The following is a 22265-nucleotide window of genomic DNA, read 5'->3' on the forward strand; positions in this document are numbered from 1 at the left end:
GGCCCGGTCAAATGCTGTTTTGAAGGCGACCTGACCGGTATCCGGTGCAGTATTGCGATGGCGAGCAGTCAGAGACCCCCCAAGGTGCTGACTTCCATTATCACTTCTAAAAGAAGTTGCATTCTTGTCTCTCGATGTTGATGTAAAGCGACTGTCTTTGCTCCTCCGCCAACAGGAATCTGTGACAGAGTCTTTGAATGCTTGATGGCGCGATCTGCAAAGACCCCTCCCCCGGTGGCCTCCCGGGCGAGGCGTGCGTCACGGTGGCCTGTGCGGCCGACGGTCGCTACGCGCTTCCTCTGGCCGTGATGCTTCGTTCGGCCGGGGAGCAGCTGGCGGCCAGCACCTGGCTGAGGGCCTGCGTGCTTGACGACGGCCTCACCCCAGAGGACCGCGGCCGTATTGAGCTTTCGTTGCCACCCCGGGTGTGCATCGAGTGGTGCGTTCCGCAACGGATCTTGCCGTCGCTACCTCTATGGGGACGGATGACGGCGACCACCTATCAGAAGCTGATGCTCGGCGACTGGCTGCCCCGGGATGTGGACCGGGTGCTCTGGCTCGATGCAGATCTGCTGGTGCTCGACGATCCGGGTCGCCTCGCCCACGTCCCCGATCCCGGAATAGTTGCAGCCGCTGTTATCGACCCTCGAGTACCTCGGCTGGCTTCGCGCTTCGGAGTCGCCGGCTGGGAAGTCCTCGGGATGAATCCGGACGCGCCCTATTTCAATGCTGGCGTGATGGCTATCAACTTGGCCCATTGGCGCAGGGAGAACGTGGGAGGACGCTGCCTCGCCTACCTCGAGCGCTTCGCCGATGGCGTTTCCTTCTGGGATCAGGAAGCTCTCAATGCAGTTCTCTGCCAGGGTCTCTGGCAGCCACTGCCGGTGCGCTGGAATGTACACCCTTCCCTGGCGCCGATTCCCGGATCACCCGCTCCCCCACATCCGGCAGTGATTCATTTCAGCGGCAGGCTCAAGCCCTGGACCCATCGCGGCAGCGACGCCTGGAGCCGCCAGTTCTATGCTGTGGTCGACCGCACAGACTGGGCGGGTACCCGTCCCGTTCATCGCCTGAGCACCGACCTGGCCAGGTGTTGGGAACGCTCGCGACTGCGCCCCTGGTTCTATCCGCTGGAAAGCTGGGGCACCCTGCTCCACCGACACCTGACCGTCCGTAGATCCCGCTGATGGTCTCTCTCGCCCTGAGCTATGTGGTGGTCACGGATACCTGCGCCACGATTGCCCCTCTGCTGAGTCATCTCCGTCGGCAGAGCGCCGTAGAGCGGATCGAGCTCGTGCTTGTCACCCCATCACGCCATGCCATTGATGAGCTGCCTGCTGCGGCCGCCGGGATCGGACGGGTGGTCGTCGTCGAGGCCGACATCAACAACTACGCCCACGCTCTGGCTCAGGGCATCCATAAGGCCATGGGTCCTTACGTCTTCCTCGGTGAGACCCATTCCTTTCCCGATCCCCGCTTCGTCGAAACGCTCATGCGCACCTTCGCGAAAGGTGATTGGTCGGTGGTGGCGCCAGGCATCGGCAATGGGAATCCCAGCACTCACTGGAGCTGGGCGGCCTATCTGTGCGACTACGCTTGCTGGTCTTCGGCCCTGCCGGCCGGAGAATGTGCCGCCGCGCCGATCTACAACGCCGCTTACCGCCTTTCTTTGCTGCAGGAATTCGGGGCAGATCTTGAGCGATTGCTGGCCCGCAGCGACTCTCTGCCGCGCGCCCTTCAGGCCCGGGGAGCGCGGACGCTCTTCGAACCGACGGCACGGCTGGCCCATGTGAACATCGCTCAACCCCGCACCTGGATCGATGAACGGATGCTCACCGGCCATCTGGTGGCGGCCCATCGCACCAGGATCTGGGGGGCCGGGTGGCGTCTGGTCTACCTGCTGGCTTCGCCGCTGATTGCCCTCGTACTGTTCCGGCGGGTGCTGCCTGGTGCCTGGCTAACGATCCGGCGGCAGCGGCTCTCTCCGCTCCTGCTGCTCTGGATCCTGGCAGGGATGGTTCTGCGGGCCTGGGGAGAGTTTCTGGGCTACCTCGGTCTATCGGCTACTGACGGAGAACGGCGGATGCAGGACTACGAGTTGCACAAGCTCGACTACGCCGCCCTCCCGCCGGGACAACGGTTCTGAGAAGGCTGCGGCGTGCGGATCCTGATGTTGATCGAATGGAACCCCGGCCGTGGCGGCGCCGAGGCCTTTGCCCTGCGGCTCCGGAATGGCTTGCGGCAGGCTGGCGATGAGGTACGCCTTCTCACCAGCGCAGCAGGTAGCGCCGCCGATGGCACTGCGGACTATGTGGTGCCGACCAGCCAAAGGCGGGCCGTCCGGGCCCTGCTCCAGATCCACGATCCCCGGGCCGCAGCCACGGTGCGTCGTGCTGTTCGGGAGTTTCGTCCCGATGTTGCCTGGATCAATATGTTTGCCCTCCAGCTTTCTCCCTCGGTGTTCGGGGCACTCGGATCCACTCCCTCGGTGTTGTTCGTCTCCGATTACAAGCTCCTTTGTCCGCTGAGCTCCCGGTTGCTGCCTGACGGCAGCCTCTGCAAACAGAACGCCGGCATCGCCTGCCTGGCGGCCGGCTGCCTGAGCCCGCCCCACTGGCTGCGCGACCAGCTCCGCTACGCGGCCGTCCGCCGTGCCCTTTGCCGGGTGCACACGATGGTGGCGTGCAGCGCCTGGGTGCAGAAGGAACTGCAGAGGGCCGGCTGGCCTTCGCAGGTGCTCCCCACTCCCGTCGTCCCCCGGCCTGCCCGCCCCCGTCGGCCATCCTCGGAGCCCAGCTTCCTGTTCATTGGTCGGCTTGATCGGGAGAAGGGAGTTGACCTGTTGCTTGGGGCGTTCGCGAGGATGCCCTCGCCGGGCCGTCTCCACCTGGCCGGTGTGGGGCCGTGCCGGCGCGATCTCGAAGCCCTGGCACGTTCACTCGGCTTGGGCGATCGAGTGCGCTTCCTTGGTTGGTTGGAGCGAGAGGCGATCGATCGTGAGCTGACCACTGCCTGGGCAGTAGTTGTGCCCTCCCTGTGGGCCGAGCCTTTGGGGATGGTGGCCCAGGAAGCCATCGCTGCCGGAGTGCCGGTGATCGCCAGCGCTGCGGGTGGGCTGTCCGAGATCGTGCAGGACGGGCGCCATGGGTTGCTGTTTCCCAACGGCGATGGCGTGGCCCTGACCGCCTGCCTGACGCGGATCGCCACTCAGGCGGACTTCCCGGAGCACCACGTGGCAGGGGCGGTGGTGCAGGAGGTGGCGCAGCGCTTCGATCCCGAAGCCACCCTTGAGCACTGGCGAGAGATCCTCGCCGCCGCCTCCGAGGGCCGCGTCGGAACGAACGCTTCCACGGCCTTCAGCGATACGCCGAAGGCCCCACATCAAGCCCCCGCAGCGCACGCACCATGCCAGGGATCTCAAGGGCATGCACCACCAGGGTGAGGATGATCACCAGGGGCAGGTCACCCCGGCGCAGACCGAACGGGCGGAGCAGCGGCAGCGCCCGGACGAGGCGATCCACAACCCGATAGAGCACCAGGGGCGGAATTGCCAAAGTACCCAGCCTGCGGACGACAAGCGCCCCGCGGATCCTGGTGTCGAGCTGGCGGATGCGGATTTCGGTCCAGCCCACGCCACGTCGCACGTCCCGCTCCATCGGCCAGCCCTCGAAGTCGTGCACCACCCGCATCTCGGGACAGAAGAACAGAGGCAGACCCTCGCGCCGCCAGGTTTCGGTGAGCAATCGATAGGCAAATGGACCCATACCCTCGGGCAGCGGGGTCGCCAGCAAAGCGTCGCGGCGAGCGATCATGTTGTTGGTGGCGAGCAGCTCGATCCTGCCTTCACGGCCGATGTCGGTGTAAGAACGGGACAGCAGTCCCAGTACGCACTCAACCCTCGTGCGGCCTGCATAGGTGGTGCGTCCGCTGATGGCCACTGCCTCCGGATGCCTTCCCATCGCCGCAACGCCGGCTGAGATCCACGATCGATCGGGAACGTTGTCGGCATCAAGCACCATCAGCAGTTCCGAGCGGGCCTGGCTGATTGCGGTGTTCTTCAGCTCGTAGCTTCCATCCGCCTTGCCTCTGACAAGCCTTAACCCCGGCAGCAGGCCCGGCAGATCAGCCGGCATGGCCGCCAGACAGCTTTCGTTCTCCACCAGGAGCACCTCCACGCAGCCATCGAAATCCTGATCGGCAAGGCCGGCTAAACAACAGCGCATGTCCTCCCACCCCTTGCCCTCTCCGCCGCGGTAATCGGAGACGACCAGCACTGTCAACACAGGATCGCAGGTCAAGGGGATCGTGAGCAGTGGGACGGGTCTCAGCATGCTGGTTCTGCCAGCACAGGTGCATTCACTGGTCCTCGGTCCGGGCGTTCGGGTTCAAGCCGGTGGTGCTGTTGTGTCGTCAGCCCATGCCTATAGTCTCTCTGGCCCGGCGATGGTTTGCCTGCTGGAAAAGTGACATATCGAGGCCGACTTTGCGCTCCAGAGTGATCAAGTGGCCGTCGAGAAATGCCCTGCTTAATATCTCAAGCTCTTCTGGCCGCGTTGACGGCATGGTGTGATTGGCAGCGGCCGAATGGCTGCTCCATGACCTCATCGGGATAGGTCAATGCCGGCATTGCTATGGCCCCGGCATCGACTAGGGGGGGCTCTGGAAAACTGAGCCTCATCGCGGGATAATGGCCCCATGACCTTTGGCCAGGACTGGGTTGATGGGTGGCAAGCAGCTTGGCTGTCGCTTCGCGGAGGGCTTGGCCCACGGTGATTACGAGCAGACCACGGCCCTTACCGAGCCCGCAGGGCGAGCGTGGCGGAGCCACTAGAAACGCACCAAACGCGAGAAGTTCCTCGCTGATATGGACCAAGTGGTGCCCTGGCAGGCGCTGATTGAACTGATCGACGCCTACTACCCCAGTACCAGCAAGAAATGCGGCCGTCCGCCTTACCCGCTGGCCACGTAGCCCTTGGCTTCCGCGAAGCGGTTGCTGCGGATCCACCTTATGCAGCAGTGGTACAGCCTCAGCGATCCAGGCATGGAAGAAGCGCTGATTGAGGTGCCCACCATGCGCCGTTTCGCTGGGATCGAAATGATCAACGATCGAATCCCGGATGAGACCACGATCTTGGCTTCCGGCATCTGCTGGAGAGGCACAACCTGGGAGAGCAGATCTTTGAGACGGTGAAAGGCCATCTCAAGCAGCGGGGAATGGCGATGAAGCAGGGCACGATCATCGATGCCACCTTGATCGCCGCACCGAGTTCCACCAAGAACAAAGCTGGGGAGCGTGATCCTGAGATGCACCAGACCTGCAAGGGCAAGCAGTGGCACTTTGGAAGGTTGAGCATCCCTTTCGCGTGATAAAACAACAGTTCGGCTTCCAGAAGACGCGGCTGCGGGGCATGACCAAGAACGGCTGCAAATTCAAGGTGCTGGCCACACTGATAAACCTGTTCTTGGCCCGCCGCCAACTGCTGTTGACAAGCTGAATGAGGGATCAGTGTGCCTATTAGGCACTGATCAGCAGAAGAAACTGGGCAGATCTACTTCGGAATCGGCAGTAATTGCCTGATTGAAGCCTTGATGCCCATAGATGCGCACATTTAGGACATGGTGCCGCTGTTTGTTACCGCACGGAGGGCGTTGCCCAGAGTTTCCCTAGGTGCTGCATCTGGGCAGCAAGGGGGCTTGGGCAGCAGTGCTGAACAAAGGCGGCCCGCTCGGCTGAGGCTCAGGTCTGCAGGTAGGTGCTCTGGCGCAGGCTGTTCTGCAGATGGGCCATCAGCCGGCCGGCGCCAGTCACCGTGAGGGTGCCGCGGTGAATGGCGGCCTCGCTGGCCACCCGCAGACGCTCAAGCAGGGCCTCAGGATCGTGTTCCATCGCTTTGAGCACCTCCGCGTTGCTGTTCCCCCGCACCACATGGTCGACCCGATAGCGGCCGTTGGCGCCCAGACGGATATGGACTGCATTGGTGCTGCCGAACAGGTTATGCAGGTTGCCCATCACTTCCTGGTAGGCACCGCCGAGAAACAGGCCGATCCAGTAGGGCTCACCCTCGCGAAGTTCATGCAGTTCCAACAGCGGTTTGGCCTGTCCGGGGCCGATGAAGCGAGCCAGCTTGCCGTCCGAATCGCAGGTGAGGTCAGCAAAGCTGCCCAGGCGGCTGGGGCGCTCATCGAGCCGGTGGATCGGCATCACCGGAAAGAGCTGATCGATCGCCCAGGTGTCTGGAGCGGAGCGGAAGATCGAGAGGTTGGCGTAGTACGTGCCCGCCAGGGCTGCCTGCAATGCCTTGAGATCGTCGGGAATGGGAGTGTTCGAGCTCCAGTTCTCCAGCTGAGCGGCGATCGCCTGGCAGCAGGCCCAGTAGAGCTGCTCGGCCGCCCCCCGCTCGGTGAGGCTGAGGTAGCCAAGCCGGAAGGCGGAGAGGGCGTCCTGCTTGAACTTGATGGCGTCGTTCCAGCCCTCCTGCAGGTGTTCGGCGTGGCCTGGGGCATCGAGGACGGTGGCCTGGATCGAGGCCAGGGTGTCGCGCAGGTTGCGCACGATCAGCGGTTCCACCTCCTGCGGCGCCGGCTCCTCCCCCTGCACCCCCCCGCTGCCGAGCACATCGAAGATGAGCACGCTGAAGTGACTGGCGATGGCACGGCCGCTCTCGCTCACCAGGGTGGGCAGCGGCACCGAGCGGTGTTCGCAGCACTCCCGCACCGTGGCCACCACGTCGTTGGCGTAGTTCTGCAGGGAGTAGTTGGTGGAGGCGGCGGTGGCGGTGCGGCTGCCGTCGTAGTCGATGCCGAGGCCGCCGCCCACATCGAGATAGCCCATCGGCGCTCCGAGCTCGGCCAGCTGCACATAGATCTGGCCCGCCTCCTGCAGGGCGTCCTTGAGCACGGCGATGTCGTTGATCTGGCTGCCCACGTGGAAGTGGAGCAGGCGCAGCTCGCTGAGCAGATCGACCTGGCGCAGGGCCTCGACCGTGGCGAGCAGATCCGGCACAGAAAGGCCGAACTTGGCGCGCTCGCCCACCGAGCTGCCCCAGCGGCCGGTGCTGCGGCTGGCCAGCTTGGCGCGCACACCGATCAGGGGAGCTGCTCCCAGATCCCGGCTGGCACGGATGATCCTCTCCACCTCATCGGGCTGCTCGATCACCACCACCGGCTGCCGGCCCAGCTGTCGGGCCAGGATCGCCGTTTCGATGTAGCGCTGGTCCTTGTAGCCGTTGCAGATCAGCAGGGCCTCGGGGTCCTCCACCAGCGAGAGCGCGATCAGCAGCTCCGCCTTGCTGCCGGCCTCCAGACCGAAATGCCACTGGCGGCCGCTTTCCACCAGCTGCTCCACCACGTGGCGCTGCTGGTTGCACTTCACCGGGAACACCCCCTGATAGCGGCCGGCGTAGCCGTACTGGGCGATCGCCCGCTCGAAGGCTGCATGGAGCCGCTCCAGCCGGTCTTCGAGGATGTCGTCGAAGCGGATCAGCAGCGGCAGGGAGAGGTCGCGGCTCTGCAGGCCCTCCACCAGGTCGACCAGATCGAGGGAACCACCGCGATCACCACGGGGCTGCACCATCACATGACCGCGACTGTTGGCGCTGAAATAGGGCTCGCCCCACCCCTCCAACCCGTACAGCCGCGTGCTGTCTGCCACGGTCCAGGGGGCGGAAGCACCGGGGAGAGCTTCCGGCGGGCGGGTCGGGTCGGCGAGCACCATCGGAGGCTGGGTTGCGGCGAAGCCTGTCGGTGGGAATCTAGGCGGGATGCCGCTGCCAGACTGGGGCCAGAGAGAGCACTGCCGGCGCTGCTGGCATCAACGCAGTTCCGGCCGCAGACCCGATCGTATGGCGGTTGTCATGCCAGGGCTTGCTTGCCAAGCGGCAGGCCCAGCGCGGACGATGGCTCGATCAGCCGTCTTCTCTTGCCATGGCCACCGAACGCACCTTCCTCGCAATCAAGCCCGATGGGGTGCAGCGGGGACTGGTGGGCGAGATCCTGGGCCGCTTCGAGCGCAAGGGTTTCAAGCTGGTGGGCCTCAAGCAGCTCGTGCCCAGTCGGGAGCTGGCCGAAAGCCACTACGGCGTGCACCGCGAGCGCCCCTTTTTCGCCGGCCTGGTGGAGTTCATCACCAGTGGTCCGGTGGTGGCGATGGTGTGGGAGGGCGACGGCGTGATCGCCAGCGCCCGCAAGCTGATCGGCGCCACCAAGCCCCTCGAGGCTGAGCCCGGCACCATCCGCGGCGATCTGGCGGTGAACATCGGCCGAAATGTGATCCACGGCTCCGACGCTCCGGAAACCGCCGTCTTTGAGATCGGCCTCTGGTTCCAGCCCTCAGAGCTGAGCGACTGGTCGCCGGCCGATCAGGTGTGGCGCTGCGAAGACTGAGAGGCCAGGCTGGATCCAGCCGCAGCCTGCAGTCATCGCCAGCCTCAACCCTCTCGTCCCATGGGCCTTGACCGGCCTGGTCGTTGTAGCTGGCTTCCTGCCGCCGGCCCAGGCCCGTGGGGCTGTGTCTTCTCTGCCGAAGGTGGTGGAGGTGCCCTCCAGGCCGGCCTATGTCATCCCGCCCCGGGAGAAGGAATCCGACGCTCGCCCCGGCCAGAGCCTGGTTCCCTCCACGGTGTTGCGTACACGCAAACCAGGGCGGGTTCAGGTGGCATTCCCCGATGGCCGTCGATTCCGTCTGGGGGGCGATTCTCTCGCCTTGATCGGCCACCGCGACGTGGAACTCAGCCGCGGCCAGATCATCGGTTGGTTGCTGCCCGGCCGCACCGGTGGGGCGCCCCTGCGGATCAGGACAAGGGTTGGTACCGCCTCGATCTCAGGCACCACCGTGTTTCTTGAAGCCGGCCCAGAGCGGCTGCGGATTTTCAGCTGGGAAGGGTCAGTTCAGGTGGAAGCCGTTGACGGTCAGCGCTTCATCCTCAGCAGTGGTGAGGAGGTGATTCATGAGAACGGCGCCTGGAGTGGGCCGCGGCAGTTAAGCCGAGCCGAGGCAAGCCAGCGACGCCGTGCCAGCACCTTGCTCCAAGGTTTCAGCTCGCCGATGGAAACCCTGCCGGCCCTGGAGCGGGAGCTGGATCGCATGCCGTGAAGCGTGCCCGTGTCTGGTGGCTGGCGCTGGCCCTTCCCCTGGTCGTGGCGCTCCCTTCCTGCCGCGACACCTCCCCGGCGGCGGCTCTCGCCCGATTCGATCGCCTGGCTCGTGGAACGTTCTTTCGCTGGCGGGGTCCCAGGCCCGCGCCGCGGGATCCCCTGATCCTGGCGATCGACTCCGAGTCCCTGCGCCTGGCGGATCTGCTGGGGTCCGACGAACGCCAGGCATCGCCGCTTTGGCGGCGGATGGGCCCCTGGCCCTGGCCCCGCGCCCTGCAGGCGGAGCTGGCCGCCACTGCCCTGCGGGGTGGCGCCAGGGGGGTGCTGGTCAACATCGAGTACAGCCAGCCCAGTCGTTACGGCCCGGCCGATGACGCGACTGCTCTGGCGCTGCTTACCCCCTGGCGGGATCGGGTGCATCTCGCCACCGGCTACACCCTGGAGCAGGGGCAGGGGTTGGAGCAGACCAAACTGCGCCGTCCGGTGCTGGCCCTGGGGCCATCCGGCCTCACTGCCCTGTTGCACGCGGACGATGGGGTGGCGGAGGCAGTGCCGGGTCGGCTCTGGTGGCGTGAGCAGCTTGCGGGATTTGCGCCCCCCAATCCGCTGCCCATGGCCTTTCTGGTGCGGCCGGATGCTCTGGCTGAGGAACCGCTTGGCCTCAACTACCGCGGCCCGGCGGGCACCCTGCCAGTGCTGCCGGCCTGGCGGATCCAGCAGGCCCAGGCGGGGATCTGGACGGGACGCACGGTGGTGATCGGCGCCACGGCGGCGGAGCTGGGGGATCAGCAGGAGACACCCTATGGGCCCATGAGCGGCAGCGAAGTGCTGGCCACGGCCGTGGGCAATGTGCTGGAGGGCGATGGGCTGCGTTCAGTTCCAGGGGCGGCAGAGGGGCTGCTGCTGCTGGTCTGGGGTGCTGGTGTTCTGGTGCTCCTGGGACGGCCGGCTGCGGCCCTGGGCACGGCAGCCACAGCCGTCGCGCTGATGGCCACGGGCCTTGGCCTGGCCTATGGGCTCTGGCTGTGGGCCCAGCTCAACCTGCCACTGGCGGCCCTGCTTCTGGCCCCCCTGCTTGGTGGCGGCCTGCGTGTGGCTGGCCAGGCCCGTCAGGAGCTGCAGGAGCGGGCCTACCTCCACCAGGTGCTGGCTCGCCGGATTTCCCCGACCCTGCTCAACGACATCCTGCGCAACCCCGCAGCGATCTGGAACCAGGCGGGGGGCCAGCGTTGCCGCTGCGTGCTCCTGTTCAGTGATCTGGTCGACTTCACTCCCCTGAGTGCGGCTCTGGAGCCGCCGGAGTTGTTCGCTCTGCTCAACCGTTACTTCGAGGTCATGGCCGAGGCGGTGCTGGCGGAGCAGGGCCTGCTCGACAAGTTCATCGGCGATGCGGTGATGGCGGAGTTCGGTGTGCCACGCAGCCGTGGCGATCAGATCGAGGCCAGGGCAGCAGTACGCGCCGCCTTGGCGATGCAGCGTGGTCTGCGGGACCTCAATCAGCAGCTGGCCGCGGCCAATCGCCCCCCCCTGCGCCACGGCATCGGCCTGCATGTGGGTGAGGTGATCGCCGGCAATCTCGGCTCCAGCCAGCGGCTGGAGTACACCGTGGTTGGCGCCAGCGTGAACGTGGCCAGCCGCCTGGAGGGCCTCACGCGCCACTATCCACAGCATCCGATCCTGATCAGCGCCGAGCTGCTGGCCCTGCTGCCCGGGGAGCTGGAGGTGGAGCCCCTGGGAGCCCACCAGCTCAAGGGCTGGCCCGAGCCTCTGGAGGTGCTGGCCCTGCTGGGACTGCGTGCTCCAGCGCAATTGGAGCCAGCAGAATGCCCATGACTGAGACCCGGTCTGCCTGATAGTCCCTCTGCGGAATCGCCCATGTCACCTTCGTCTGCTGCAGTTGGTGTCGGCATGCTATGGAGGCAATCGCGGCTGGGGCTGCTGGCCCTCGTCAGCCTGATGGTGCCGTTACAGCCGACGGCGTTGCTGGCCGCCGAAGCGGCCACGGTGCGGGAGATCCTTGATGGCAAGGAACTGTTCATCGACACCCGTCAGGCCAGGGTGAACGACAAGGCGGTCACTCCCCAGCAGGTGAGCACCCAGAACAGTCGCGGCCAGCTGGCCTTCCCCTCCGGCGCCGCTGGCCGCCTCAATCGTTTTTCCCTGCTGCGCCTTGGCCAGGACTGCTTCCTGCTCAGCAAGGGTCAGGTGCTGGTCTCCGGCAAACAGGCCGGCTGCACCCGCTCGTCGCGCCTGAGCGTGCGGGGCACCAACTACCTGCTCTCGGTCGATGAGAGCGGCGGCACCGAGCTCTCGGTGCTGGAAGGCTCGGTCGAGGTGGAGCCCCTCAGCGACGGCCAGCCGGCCCCTGGCGGCTCAACCACCGTGAATGCCGGCGAGAAAGTGCAGCTTTCCCCGGCCGGTGTGGTGCTGACGCTGCTCAAGCTCAGCAGCGGCGACTACAGCACCATCCTGGGCGGGCCCCTGTTCCAGGGCTTCACCACCCCATTGCCGGCCTTCGGATCCCTGGAGAGCTACCTGCGCTCCAACCTGCCCTCGGTAACGATTCCATCGGTACGGTCGGCGCCTTCGATTCCTTCGTTCGGTCTGCCGCGTTTCTTCTGATAGGGGATCCCCACCATGACCCGTACCCGCAGCCTGGCTGCCGCTTCCCTTGGGGTAGCCGTGCTGGCGGGAGTGATCAGCGGCTGGCCCATCGGCCGCTGGCGTGACTGGGAGCGGGGTCTGGAAGACCAGATGCTGGCGCTGCGTGGCCAGCGCCGGCCGCCGGCTCAGGTGGTGGTGGTGCCGATCGACGATGCCACCCTTCAGCAGGGCGACTGGTACCAGAGTCAGCCGCAGGGACGCCCGCCCGCCTGGGCGGTGGGCACTGGCACCCTGCCCTGGCCCCGGGCGGCCTACGGCCTGCTGGCCTCCCGCCTGATCGAGGCCGGAGCCAGCGCCGTGGCCGTCAATGTGGTCTTCGCTGGCCCCAGCGGCCGGGGTCCAGCCGACGACCGGGACCTGGCGGCGCAACTTCGGCGTTACCCAGGCCGCGTGGCCCTGGCGGCCGAAATGCTGGAGCCCGAGGATGCGCTTACGGGGTCCTCCGGTCTGACCCTGATCCGGCCGGAGGCGGTTCTGGAGGCCCTGGGCGGGCCGGAGCGCCTCGGGCTCGGCAACACCCTGCCGGCCGAACCAGGGGAGCCGCCGCGGCACCCCGAGGCTTATGGCCGCCGTCTGCTGCCGGCCAATGGGGTGGAGCCGTTCCCCTCGCTCTCTGCCACGACCCTGCGCCTGGCGGGGCGCAGCAGCCGCCAGCACGACGCCGCCATGGCTCTCAACGTCTATGGGCCGGAGGGCACCTTCCCACGCATCCCGGCCTGGGAGGTGCTGGATCCTGGTCGTTGGCGGGGGCATCCCCTGCGCCCCGCCGTCCGGGGCTCCGTGGTGCTGATCGGGCCTGTGGTGTCCCAGGGCGAGGCCGGAAACCCCACGCCGTTCGGTCGCCTCTCAGGCCTGGAAATCCTGGCCACCGCCACCGCCAACTCCCTGGGCGGTGACGGGTTGGCCCCCTGGCCCACCGCTGCGCCTTGGCGGGCTCTGCTGGCCATGCTCCCTCTCCTGGTGGTCTCGGCCGTGGCCCTGCGGGGGAAACACCTGAGCTGGCGACTCGGCTGGGTGGGCGTGGGCCTGCTGGCCCTGGTCCTGGCTGGCTGGTTCACCTTCTTGCACGGCCATCGCTGGCTGCCCCTCCTGGGGCCCGCCGGGGGTCTGGTGCTGCTGGGCCTGCTCTATGGCGGTGAGGCCTACCAGCGGGAGGAGTCGGAGCGGCGCCGGTTGCGGCGCACCTTCGAGCGCTACGTGGCCCCCAGCGTGGTGGCCGAGATCCTGTCCGACCCCGCCGCCGCCGAGGGCATGCTGCGCGGGCGCGTCCGTCCGGTGACGGTGCTGTTCTCCGACCTGATCGGTTTCACCCAGCTCACCCAGAAGCGCGGCAAGGAGGGGCACACCGAACTGCATGTGCGCCAGCTCAACCGCTATCTCGGCGCCATGGTGGCGGTGATCACCGACCACGGCGGCACGATCGACAAGTTCATCGGCGATGCGGTGATGGCGGTGTTCGGCTCGCCCCTGGGCCGGGGTGAGCGCCAGGAGGCCCTGGCGGCCCTGTCCTGCGCTCGGGCCATGCGCCGTGCCCTCGAGCAGCTCAACATCGCCTGGCGGGCCGAAGGGGTCGAGCCCCTCAACAGCGGTATCGGCCTGGCCAGCGGCCCGGCGATGGTGGGCCAGATCGGCAGTCCCCAGCGCCTGGAGTTCACCGTGATCGGCGACACGGTGAACCTTGCCAGCCGGCTGGAGGGCCAGACTCGTCCGCTGCAGGTGCCGGTGGTCTTCGATGCGGCCACAGCCGAACTGGTCAGGGGGGAGTTCCCCGTGCGCCCGCTTGGGCCGGTGCTGGTGAAGGGGATGGGAGAGATTCCTGTTTACACCCTGGAAAGCGATCCCAGCGAAAGGGCCTGAGCAGGGCTGCCGCCTCAGGCTCGATGGGCGCTGGCGCGAGATCTGGATCGCCGGCCTGGGGGATGGCCGCAGCGATCAGCTCCGCTGTGATCGCCGCCAGCAGCACGCCGTTGCGGTAATGGCCCGTGGCCAGCCACAGACCCGGGACCGGGCTGGGCCCGAGCAGGGGCGCTTCATCCGGCGTGCCTGGCCGGAAGCCCCACCAGCGCTCCATCGGCGGCCAGCTGGCCGCTTCCGGAAGCAGCGCCTCGATGCCCGCCTGCAGTTGCCGCTGCCCGAAAGGGGTGAGCCCCTCGCTGAAGGCGGCGTCCGGTTCGCTGGTGGCCCCCACCACCAGCAGACCGTCTTCGCGGGGCACCAGATACGTGCCCGGGCCGAACAGCACCCGCTTGAGGGCGTTTCGGGGCCCCTGCAGCGAGAGCATCTGGCCCTTGACGGGGACCACCGGCAGCTCGGGCAGCAGCCGGGCGCTCCAGGCGCCGCAGGCCAGCACCGCCCGCCGGCAGCTGAATGTGGCCTCGTCACCCTGGGCGCGACGGATGCGCACCGCGTCGAGCGCTCCGCCCTGATGGCGGATCAGCCCCAGCACTTCGGCCCCTTCCTCGAAAGCCACGCCCCGCTCCACGCAGGCCCGCTCCAGGGCCCGCATCAGCTGGCGGCGGTTGTCGATCTGCCCGTCCTGGGGGAAGAGCAGCCCGGCCTGCCAGCGCGGGCCGATGCCTGGGATCTCGAGCTCCAGTCCAGCGCGCGTCAGTGTCGTGCCGAAGGCGGCGGTGGGGTACGCGTCGCGTTGCTGCGCCGTGGCAAAGGGCACCACGATTCCGCAGGCGCGCAGGCCGCAACTCAGGCCGCTGTCGGTCTCGATCTGCTCCACCCAGGCCGGAATGCGCGCCAGGCTGATCTGCCCCAGCTTCAGCATCGGGCCCGAGAGCCCCTCGGCGTGGGGAGCGAGCATGCCGGCCGCCACGAACCCGGCTGCCTCGCTGCGGCGTCGGCTGAGTACTCGCACCTTTTCGCCCCGGCGGGCCAACTGGTGGGCCACCGCCAGACCGATCAGGCCGCCGCCAAGGATCAGCACTGGTTCCGGACCTGACTCGGATGGGGCTCTGCCTGTCGAGACTCCATCCACGCGACGGGGTGTCATCCCTTCAAGCTATCCAAGCGTCATCAGCTCGGTGATGGCCCTGCTGAGCCTGCGGCTACCTCCCGGCTTCGGCGCCAGGGCCCTGCCCTCTGAATAGGATCGGCTCAAGCCAGGAGAGCGGGATGGGTGCGGCGATGGGAGATGGGGCCTGGGAGGCGGTGATCGGCCTGGAAACCCATGTGCAACTGGGCACAGCCAGCAAGATCTTCACGGCCGCCTCCACCAGCTTCGGCGACGATCCCAACACCCACATCGACCCAGTGGTGTGCGGCCTGCCGGGCACGCTGCCGGTGCTGAACGAGAAGGTGCTGGAGTATGCGGTGAAGGCGGCCCTGGCCTTGAATCTGCACATCGCCGAACACAGCAAGTTCGACCGCAAGCAATACTTCTATCCCGATCTGCCCAAGAACTACCAGATCTCCCAATACGACGAGCCGATCGCCGAGAACGGCTGGATCGAGGTGGAGGTGGCCGAGAAGGGCAAAGACACCTACCTCAAGACAGTCGGCATCGAGCGGCTGCACATGGAGGAAGACGCCGGCAAGCTGGTGCATGCCGGCAGCGATCGCCTGGCGGGCAGCAGCCATTCCCTGGTGGATTACAACCGCGCCGGTGTGGCCCTGGCCGAGATCGTGAGCAAGCCGGATCTGCGCACAGGCCGGGAGGCTGCCGAATACGCCTCCGAGATCCGCCGGATCATGCGCTATCTGGGCGTGAGCGACGGCAACATGCAGGAGGGTTCTCTGCGCTGTGACGTCAACATCTCCGTGCGTCGCGGCCCTGAGGCCCCCTTCGGCGTGAAGGTGGAGATCAAGAACATGAACTCCTTCTCGGCCATCCAGAAGGCGATAGACCACGAGATCCAGCGCCAGATCAAGGCCTACGAATCCGGCGAGCCGGTGGTGCAGGAAACCCGCCTCTGGGATGAGGCCAAGCAGCTCACAAAGAGCATGCGCATCAAGGAAGGCAGCAGCGACTACCGCTACTTCCCCGAACCGGATCTGGGCCCGATCGAGGTGACCGCAGAGCGGCGTGAGGGATGGCGGGCTGAGCTGCCCGAGCTGCCGGCGGCCAAGCGTCACCGTTACGCCGAGGAGTTCGGCCTCTCGATCTACGACGCCCGGGTGCTCACCGATGAGCGCGCGATGGCTGAATACTTCGAAGCTGCCGTGTCTGCTGGCGGCGACCCGAAAGGAGTGGCCAACTGGGTGACGGGCGACATCGCCGCCTATCTCAATGCGGGCAAGCTCTCGATCATCGAGCTGCCCCTCAAACCAGAGGAGCTCTCGGAGCTGGTGGGTCTGATCGACGACGGCACGATCAGCGGCAAGATCGCCAAGGAGATCCTGCCGGAGCTGCTGGAGCAGGGCGGTTCCGCCAAGGCGATCGTGGCCGACCGCGGCCTCGGGATGATCAGCGACCCCGCCGCCATCACCAAGGTGGTGCAGGAGCTGCTGGAAGCTCACCCCGAAGAGGTGGAGGCCTTCCGTGGCGGCAAGACCAAACTCCAGGGCTTCTTTGTGGGGCAGCTGATGAAGCGCACCGGTGGCCGCGCCGATCCCAAGCTGGCCAACCGGATCCTCAACGAGCAGCTGAAGGGCTGAACCTCCGGGATAGCCTCGAGGCTTCCTTGATCAGGCCGACGGCGTGAACTGGCCGGACGTCATTCTTGTCAACGGACCGTCCAGTGCCGGTAAGTCCACTCTCTGCCGCCGGCTGCAGGAGCGTATCGAGCACCCCTACCTGTGCCTGGGCTTCGATGACCTGATCTTTTTCGCTGCTCCTCGCTATTACAGGGGGGCAGACACGCCCAGGCAGGACGGATCCGATCCGTTCACCGCCCAGGGGGTGCAGATGTGTCGGGTTTCCGGGGAGGGGGATCCGCTGGATGTGCGCCCCTGCTTTGGCCCGGTCTTCCGGCGCTTGATCGGGACCATGGCTCCGGTGGTTCGCACGCTGGTGGAGGGAGGCAACCCGGTGATCTTCGACCATGTCCTGCATGACCAGGAGATGATGGACAGCTGCACGGCCGCCTTCGCGGGGCTGGGCGTGTTCAGCGTGGGCATCACCTGTGACCTCGCCATCCTCGAGGCCCGGGAGAGGGCCCGCGGCGACCGCGTCCTTGGTCGAGCCCGGGGCCTGGTGGATGTGGTTCATCGCTTCTGCACCTACGACCTGACCCTGGATTCCGGCCAGCTGGGGCCAGAGGCCTGCGTGGATTGTGTGGTCTCCGCTCTCAAGCGGGTTGATGCGACCACCTAGGTCTGCTGTGCTGGGCCGTCAGCTGAACCTCCCGTCAACGCGGTCGTCAGTTGCTCATGCAGGGCTTCGACGGGGCCGCGGTTGTCGAGCACGAGATCGGCCAGTAACCGTTTTCGCTCCAGAGGCCACTGGGCGGTGATGCGGTCCCTGGCCTCGGTTTCGGGCAGCCCATCGCGGGCCATCAGTCGCTGCAGCTGGTGCTCTGGATCGCAGTCCACCAGCCACACCTCACTGCACAGTCCCTCGAGGCCGGCTTCGAACAGCAGGGGGATCATCAGCACCACCACCGGTGCGGCCGCCAACCGCTTCAGCTCCATCTCGAACCTCTTCCGCACCAGCGGATGCACCAGCTGCTCCAGCCAGGCCCGCTCGGCTGGGTCGCTGAACACGATCCGTCCGAGGGCGGAGCGATCGATGCTTCCCGCAGGCGCTCGCACTCGCGCGCCGAAGTGCTCCAGTACGTCTTGCTCCCCATGGCTGCCGGAGGCCAGGGCCTCGCGGGCGTAGGTGTCCGCGTCCAGCACCGGGAGCCCATGCCGTTGGGCGAGCCAGCGGCCCACGCTGCTCTTGCCGCTGGCGATGCCGCCGGTGAGGCCGATCCGCCGCTGGCCGCCCCGCCAGCGGGGCCGATTCAGCTGCTCCAGCATGGCTGGTGGCCCCAGTTGCTCCAGGTGGAAGCGGGCTCCATAGCTGGGGGTTGGGCGTTCGGAGTAAAAGCGGGTGTCGCCCTGCCTCTGCGGCCAACGGCGGGCCAGGCGGCTGCGTAGGCGCAAGCCCCCCAGCACCAGGTGCTGCAGCCAGTCGGGGCTGCTGGTCCACCCCAGGCTGCCGCACACGTCGCGGCTCACCAGCGCCAGCAGTACTCCGCGTAGTGCAGGACGCAGGGGAGCAGGCCAGTCGTCCAGAAGCATCGCCAGGGTGGACTCGGCGATCCGCCGGTTGCTGGGGGCGCTCCGGAAAGCCTCAAGCTCGAAGCTGTGGTTGAACGCCATCAGCGCTGACAGGCTGTGAGGGATGGCCTGAATTCCCATCGCCTCGCCCACCTGGCGCCAGAAGAGGTACAGACACGTCTGCTCCCGGGTGCTCAGGGCCCTCCAGCCGTAGCGGGCCAACCAGCGGATCGGTTCGGCCACGAAGGTGGAGAGCACGTAGAGGAAATCACGGTTGCTGATCGCATAAGCGCCATGGATCCGGTTCATCCGGGTGATCACCGCCTGTCCCTCCGGGCTGCGCGGGCCCCAGCGCAACAGCTCCGCCACCATCAGGCCGGTGTCGTCGTAGCGCTTGCGAGGTCTGTGCGTGAATTCACCTGTGCGCTCCAGCAGGGCGGAGATCGAGGGGACGCAGAAGGTCTTGAGCAGGGCCAGCTCCAGGGAGCGGGTGGTGTCCCAGGGGAAGTGCACGCCGGCCAGCTCGCAGCAGAGGGCCTCCACCTCCCGCGGAGACGGCGATTCGGGCGTGGTTGGATCCGCCACGGCGGCTCGGCAGGATGGTGTGAGTCATCCTGCCGCTGTGTCCCTTCCCTGGCACCCGATCCCCGGCGGCCTCACCGCTCCCACCGGCTTCCTGGCGGCCGGCAGCACCGCTGGCCTCAAGGCCTCCGGCAAGCCTGATCTCTCGCTGCTGCTGGCTCCGACAGGGGCCGTCTGCGCGGGCAGCTTCACCACCAACCGTGTGCGGGCCGCCTGCGTGGATCTCTGCGCCGAGCGCCTGGCGGCCAGCGGCGGCCGCGCCCGGGCGGTGCTCACCAATTCCGGCCAGGCCAATGCCTGCACGGGCGATCTGGGCCTGATCGACAGCCTGCGCGCCACCCAGGCCACCGCCGATCTCCTGGGGCTGGCCGCCGAGGAGGTGCTGATCTGCTCCACCGGCGTGATCGGCGTGCCGATACCGATGCAGATCCTGCTGGCGGGCCTGGATCCCCTGGTGGAGGCCCTGAGCCCCGAGGGGGGCGCCGCTGCCGCCACGGCCATCCTCACCACCGATCTGATCGACAAGCAGGTCGCCCTGGAGGCCGACCTGGGCGGCCGGCGTGTGCGCCTCGGCGGCATGGCCAAGGGCTCCGGGATGATTCACCCCACCATGGCCACGATGCTCGGTTACCTCAGTTGTGATGCCGGTGTGCCGGCGGAGCTGTGGCAAGGGATGGTGCGGCGGGCGGTGGATCGTTCCTTCAATGCGATCACGGTCGACGGCGACACCAGCACCAACGACACGTTCCTGGCCTTTGCAGCCGGCGAGCCCTTGAGCCCGGAGCACTTCGACGCGCTGGAGGCTGGCCTGACGGCGGTGTCGCAGCACCTGGCCAGGGCGATTGCCCGCGACGGCGAGGGGGCCACCTGCCTGATCGAGACGCGGGTGGAAGGGGCGACGGATGACGCCGGCGCCCGCGCCATCGCCCGCACCATCTGCGGGTCGTCGCTGGTGAAGTGCGCGGTCCACGGCCGTGACCCCAACTGGGGCCGGATCGTGGCCGCGGCTGGCCGCGCCGGTGTGGAGTTCGACCCCGAGGCGGTGGCCCTCTGGCTGGGGGAGCACCAGCTGATGGCCGCAGGTCAGCCCGTGTCCTTCGACCGCCAGGCCGCTTCCCGTTTCATGGCTGAGCGCGCCGCCGGCGCCTATCTCAGTGGCGACACCGTGACCATCCGCCTGGTGGTGGGCGACGGCCCCGGCCAGGGTCGGGCCTGGGGCTGTGATCTCTCCGATCAATACGTGCGCATCAACGCCGACTACACCACCTGAACGCCGGTGTGCCAAGCGGTGACAGCCGCACCGATCGGCTCAGGGTTGCGCTGGCTTCCGTGCAACGCTCCAGTCACGAATCTTCCAGTCGGTGGCGGCTGCCGGGTGGCGGCTCCCGATTGAACAGGCCTTGGTACGAGCGATCTCTCTGACATCGATCCTGCCCGGTTTGCGGCAGCTGCGCTCCTATCAACCCGCCTGGATCAGGGGAGACCTGCTGGCGGGAGTAACCGTGGCGGCCTATCTGGTTCCGCAGTGCATGGCCTATGCGGAACTGGCCGGTGTGGCGCCGGTCGCTGGGTTGTGGGCGATCCTGCCGCCGATGTTGCTCTATGCCCTGCTCGGTTCCTCCCCCCAGCTTTCGGTGGGGCCTGAATCCACCACGGCCGTGATGACGGCGGTGGCGATCGCGCCGCTCGCCGGGAGTGATCCGCTGGCCTACGCCAGCCTCGCCAGCTTGCTGGCCCTGGCCGTGGGCCTCGTCTGTTTCCTGGGGGCCTGGGGCCGGTTGGGCTTCCTGGCCGATCTGCTCTCCAAGCCGATCCTGGTGGGTTACATGGCCGGGGTGGCCGTGATCATGATCAGCGGCCAGATCGGCAAGATCAGCGGCCTGGATCTTCAGGCTGAGTCGCTGCTGGGTCAGCTGCGGGAGTTGGCCGGCCGCAGCGGTGAGATCCATGGCCCCACCCTGCTGCTGGCCATCGGGGTGCTGGTGTTTCTTCTGCTGGTGCAGCGCCGCTTCCCCGCCGCCCCAGGTCCGCTGCTGGCGGTGCTGCTGGCGGTGGCGGTGGTGGCGGTGCTGCATCTTGATCAGCAGGGCGTCGCCGTGATCGGGCAGATCCCCGCCGGATTGCCAGGTTTCCACCTGCCGGAGGGCGTTGCTCCTCAGAAACTCAGATTCCTGTTGTCCGCAGCTGTGGGCATCGCCCTGGTGGGCTACTCCGACAACGTGCTCACCGCCCGCGCCTTCGCAGCCCGTGGCGGTTACCGCATCGATGCCAACCAGGAGCTGCTGGCGCTGGGGGCGGTGAATCTGGGCAACGGTCTGATGCAGGGCTTTCCGGTCAGCAGCAGCGGCAGCCGCACGGCCATCGGCGCGGCGCTTGGCAGCCGCTCCCAGCTGTTTTCGCTGGTGGCCTTCGTGGCGGTGTCGCTGGTTGTGCTCTTTTTGCGGCCGCTGCTGGCCCTGTTCCCGAAGGCGGCCCTGGGCGCGATCGTGATCTACGCCGCCCTGCGCCTGATCGACATCTCCGAGTTCCAGCGCCTGCGGCGCTTCCAGCTCAGTGAGTTCCGCCTGGCGCTGGTCACCTTCGCCGGGGTGCTCCTCACCGACCTCCTGATGGGCGTGGGGCTGGCGGTGGCGCTGTCGGTGATCGATCTGTTTGCCCGCCTGGTGCGCCCCCATGACGCGGTACTGGGTAACGCGCCCAACCTGGCCGGCCTCCACGACGTCGAGGACTGGGAGGGCGCCAGCACGATCCCCGGGCTGGTGCTCTACCGCTATGACGCGCCGCTCTGCTTCGCCAATGCCGAGGACTTCCGCCGCCGCGCCCTGCTGGCGATCGATGCCGAAACCGTTGCCGTCGACTGGTTCGTGCTCAATGCGGAGGCGATCGTGGAGATCGACATCACCGCTGCTGATGTGTTGCGGGAGTTGCAGCAGGAGCTGGCTGGGCGGCACATCGTCTTCGCCATGGCCCGGGTCAAGCAGGATCTCTACCTACAGCTCGCCAGAGCCGGTGTGGCGGAGAGGATCGGCGCCGAGCACTTTTATCCCACCCTGCCAACGGCGATCGCCGCCTTTCAGGACCAGGCTTCGAGAAGCGCCGCTGGGTCCGTCGGTTGAGCCTGATCGAGAGCGTGAGGTGAAGCCATGACCCTGCCTGCCTCCCTGGAGGTCAGGATGGCAGGGCAGTTGCATCCAGCTCCCATGCCAGAGGCAGAGGGCGGAGCCCGGCGCCGATCCCGTCGATCCAGCCTTGAGTCGCCGTCACCGCCGAAGCGCTGGGCCCCGTGGGTGCTGCCCCTGGCGGCTGGCCTCTGCTTTGGCGTGGGCTACAGCCTCACCGACCGGCTGCTGAGCCTGGGCAAGGGCGAGGCGGTCAAGCTGGACCAGAGCTTTGATGTCAAGCCCTTTCCAGGAACCAGCCTGGAGAGCCTGCGTCTGCGCTTCGGTGCAGACAAGAAGGAGCTTCCGGGCAATCCGGAGCTGATTGAGCAGGAGAGCAGCAAGACGGACAGCAGTAAGAACGAGAGCAGCAGGCAGAGCGAAGCGGCCAATCCCGAAGCCAGCGAGCCCCGGCAGGAGCAGCCAGCCAGCGAGGCTGCCTCCGAGCGCTCAGGTTCCACGCCTGAACCCCAGGGGGTTGAACCTGCCGGGGAAGCAGCCCCGCCGTTAGCGCCGCCACCACCGCGCTCTCCCGACCTCCAGCCCTGATCTGCCACAGTTTGGCCAGAGCGGACGGTCCATTCGATGCATGCCCCCCAATCCCTCCTGCAGGCT

17 protein-coding genes and 1 pseudogene are annotated in these 22265 nt (G+C 67.1%); 14 read left to right on the plus strand and 4 right to left on the minus strand.

Annotated elements, in window-relative coordinates:
* Positions 1-197: 197 nt before the first annotated feature.
* Genes KBY77_RS06525 through KBY77_RS06535 form a run of 3 tightly spaced genes read left to right on the plus strand, consistent with a single transcriptional unit; the run spans position 198 to position 3442 of the window.
* Entirely contained in the window at positions 198-1187 is a 990-nt protein-coding gene (locus KBY77_RS06525; RefSeq protein ID WP_255102759.1) for a glycosyltransferase, read from the plus strand.
* On the plus strand, positions 1187-2146 hold the full coding sequence (locus tag KBY77_RS06530; protein WP_255102760.1) for a glycosyltransferase: 960 nt from the start codon (positions 1187-1189) through the stop codon (positions 2144-2146). Before KBY77_RS06525 ends, KBY77_RS06530 begins: the two co-directional genes overlap by 1 nt.
* Positions 2147-2158: 12 nt before the next feature.
* The gene (locus tag KBY77_RS06535; protein WP_255102761.1) at positions 2159-3442 is read left to right on the plus strand and encodes a glycosyltransferase family 4 protein; all 1284 of its coding nucleotides are present in this window, start codon (positions 2159-2161) and stop codon (positions 3440-3442) included.
* Here KBY77_RS06535 and KBY77_RS06540 read toward each other — a convergent pair.
* Complete coding sequence (locus KBY77_RS06540) at positions 3357-4331, minus strand: glycosyltransferase family A protein (protein WP_255102762.1); 975 nt, start codon at positions 4329-4331, stop codon at positions 3357-3359. The two genes, KBY77_RS06535 and KBY77_RS06540, sit on opposite strands and share 86 nt — an antisense overlap.
* A 500-nt stretch (positions 4332-4831) precedes the next feature.
* On the opposite strand from KBY77_RS06540, the pseudogene KBY77_RS06545 reads away from it, so the two are divergent.
* A pseudogene (locus KBY77_RS06545) lies at positions 4832-5495 on the plus strand (IS5 family transposase); the annotation flags it as partial.
* A 242-nt stretch (positions 5496-5737) separates the two neighbouring features.
* Here KBY77_RS06545 and speA read toward each other — a convergent pair.
* The gene (gene speA / locus KBY77_RS06550) at positions 5738-7714 is read right to left on the minus strand and encodes a biosynthetic arginine decarboxylase (protein ID WP_255102763.1); all 1977 of its coding nucleotides are present in this window, start codon (positions 7712-7714) and stop codon (positions 5738-5740) included.
* Positions 7715-7923: 209 nt separating this feature from the next.
* On the opposite strand from speA, the gene ndk reads away from it, so the two are divergent.
* The 5 genes from ndk (at position 7924) to KBY77_RS06575 (ending at position 13614) form a co-directional block, all read left to right on the plus strand.
* On the plus strand, positions 7924-8382 hold the full coding sequence (ndk, locus tag KBY77_RS06555; protein ID WP_255102764.1) for a nucleoside-diphosphate kinase: 459 nt from the start codon (positions 7924-7926) through the stop codon (positions 8380-8382).
* Between the two features lie 67 nt (positions 8383-8449).
* Positions 8450-9091 (plus strand): FecR family protein, encoded by a 642-nt coding sequence (locus tag KBY77_RS06560; protein WP_255102765.1) that lies wholly within the window; start codon positions 8450-8452, stop codon positions 9089-9091.
* Positions 9088-10926 carry an adenylate/guanylate cyclase domain-containing protein gene (locus KBY77_RS06565; protein ID WP_255102766.1) on the plus strand — a complete coding sequence of 613 codons (1839 nt, stop codon included), beginning with the start codon at positions 9088-9090 and terminating at the stop codon, positions 10924-10926. Before KBY77_RS06560 ends, KBY77_RS06565 begins: the two co-directional genes overlap by 4 nt.
* 42 nt (positions 10927-10968) lie before the next feature.
* The gene (locus KBY77_RS06570; RefSeq protein WP_255102767.1) at positions 10969-11715 is read left to right on the plus strand and encodes a FecR domain-containing protein; all 747 of its coding nucleotides are present in this window, start codon (positions 10969-10971) and stop codon (positions 11713-11715) included.
* A 15-nt stretch (positions 11716-11730) separates the two neighbouring features.
* Positions 11731-13614: an adenylate/guanylate cyclase domain-containing protein gene (locus KBY77_RS06575; RefSeq protein WP_255102768.1), complete on the plus strand. Its 1884-nt coding sequence runs from the start codon at positions 11731-11733 to the stop codon at positions 13612-13614.
* Here the strand turns inward: KBY77_RS06575 and thiO are convergent.
* Positions 13511-14758 carry a glycine oxidase ThiO gene (gene thiO, locus KBY77_RS06580; RefSeq protein WP_255102769.1) on the minus strand — a complete coding sequence of 416 codons (1248 nt, stop codon included), beginning with the start codon at positions 14756-14758 and terminating at the stop codon, positions 13511-13513. The genes KBY77_RS06575 and thiO overlap by 104 nt on opposite strands.
* A gap of 122 nt (positions 14759-14880) precedes the next feature.
* On the opposite strand from thiO, the gene gatB reads away from it, so the two are divergent.
* Together gatB and KBY77_RS06590 are read left to right on the plus strand one after the other, a co-directional pair.
* On the plus strand, positions 14881-16362 hold the full coding sequence (gatB, locus tag KBY77_RS06585) for an Asp-tRNA(Asn)/Glu-tRNA(Gln) amidotransferase subunit GatB (RefSeq protein ID WP_255102770.1): 1482 nt from the start codon (positions 14881-14883) through the stop codon (positions 16360-16362).
* A 43-nt stretch (positions 16363-16405) separates the two neighbouring features.
* Positions 16406-17020 (plus strand): chloramphenicol phosphotransferase CPT family protein, encoded by a 615-nt coding sequence (locus KBY77_RS06590; protein ID WP_255102771.1) that lies wholly within the window; start codon positions 16406-16408, stop codon positions 17018-17020.
* On the opposite strand, the gene coaE is transcribed toward KBY77_RS06590, so the two are convergent.
* Positions 17017-18495, minus strand: a complete 1479-nt coding sequence (gene coaE / locus KBY77_RS16610; RefSeq protein WP_315856466.1) for a dephospho-CoA kinase — start codon at positions 18493-18495, stop codon at positions 17017-17019. The genes KBY77_RS06590 and coaE overlap by 4 nt on opposite strands.
* Positions 18496-18532: 37 nt before the next feature.
* Between coaE and argJ the strand changes: the two genes are divergently transcribed.
* The 3 genes from argJ to KBY77_RS06615 all read left to right on the plus strand — a co-directional run bounded on the left by argJ (position 18533) and on the right by KBY77_RS06615 (position 22199).
* Positions 18533-19762: a bifunctional glutamate N-acetyltransferase/amino-acid acetyltransferase ArgJ gene (gene argJ, locus KBY77_RS06605; protein WP_255102772.1), complete on the plus strand. Its 1230-nt coding sequence runs from the start codon at positions 18533-18535 to the stop codon at positions 19760-19762.
* A gap of 91 nt (positions 19763-19853) precedes the next feature.
* Positions 19854-21608 (plus strand): sulfate permease, encoded by a 1755-nt coding sequence (sulP, locus tag KBY77_RS06610; RefSeq protein WP_255102773.1) that lies wholly within the window; start codon positions 19854-19856, stop codon positions 21606-21608.
* 27 nt (positions 21609-21635) lie between these two features.
* Positions 21636-22199: a hypothetical protein gene (locus KBY77_RS06615; protein ID WP_255102774.1), complete on the plus strand. Its 564-nt coding sequence runs from the start codon at positions 21636-21638 to the stop codon at positions 22197-22199.
* Positions 22200-22265: the final 66 nt, after the last annotated feature.

The sequence above is a fragment of the Synechococcus sp. Cruz-7E5 genome (assembly GCF_024345995.1).
Taxonomy (GTDB): domain Bacteria; phylum Cyanobacteriota; class Cyanobacteriia; order PCC-6307; family Cyanobiaceae; genus Regnicoccus_A.

What these genes read in the sequence shown, in the direction of transcription:
- KBY77_RS06525 (WP_255102759.1), top strand. Translation starts at nt 198, where the DNA reads ATGCTTGATGGCGCGATCTGCAAAGACCCCTCCCCCGGTGGCCTCCCG.
- KBY77_RS06530 (WP_255102760.1), top strand. Translation starts at nt 1,187, where the DNA reads ATGGTCTCTCTCGCCCTGAGCTATGTGGTGGTCACGGATACCTGCGCC.
- KBY77_RS06540 (WP_255102762.1), bottom strand. Translation starts at nt 4,331, where the DNA reads ATGCTGAGACCCGTCCCACTGCTCACGATCCCCTTGACCTGCGATCCT.
- speA (WP_255102763.1), bottom strand. Translation starts at nt 7,714, where the DNA reads ATGGTGCTCGCCGACCCGACCCGCCCGCCGGAAGCTCTCCCCGGTGCT.
- ndk (WP_255102764.1), top strand. Translation starts at nt 7,924, where the DNA reads ATGGCCACCGAACGCACCTTCCTCGCAATCAAGCCCGATGGGGTGCAG.
- KBY77_RS06570 (WP_255102767.1), top strand. Translation starts at nt 10,969, where the DNA reads ATGTCACCTTCGTCTGCTGCAGTTGGTGTCGGCATGCTATGGAGGCAA.
- KBY77_RS06575 (WP_255102768.1), top strand. Translation starts at nt 11,731, where the DNA reads ATGACCCGTACCCGCAGCCTGGCTGCCGCTTCCCTTGGGGTAGCCGTG.
- thiO (WP_255102769.1), bottom strand. Translation starts at nt 14,758, where the DNA reads ATGACACCCCGTCGCGTGGATGGAGTCTCGACAGGCAGAGCCCCATCC.
- gatB (WP_255102770.1), top strand. Translation starts at nt 14,881, where the DNA reads ATGGGTGCGGCGATGGGAGATGGGGCCTGGGAGGCGGTGATCGGCCTG.
- KBY77_RS06615 (WP_255102774.1), top strand. Translation starts at nt 21,636, where the DNA reads ATGACCCTGCCTGCCTCCCTGGAGGTCAGGATGGCAGGGCAGTTGCAT.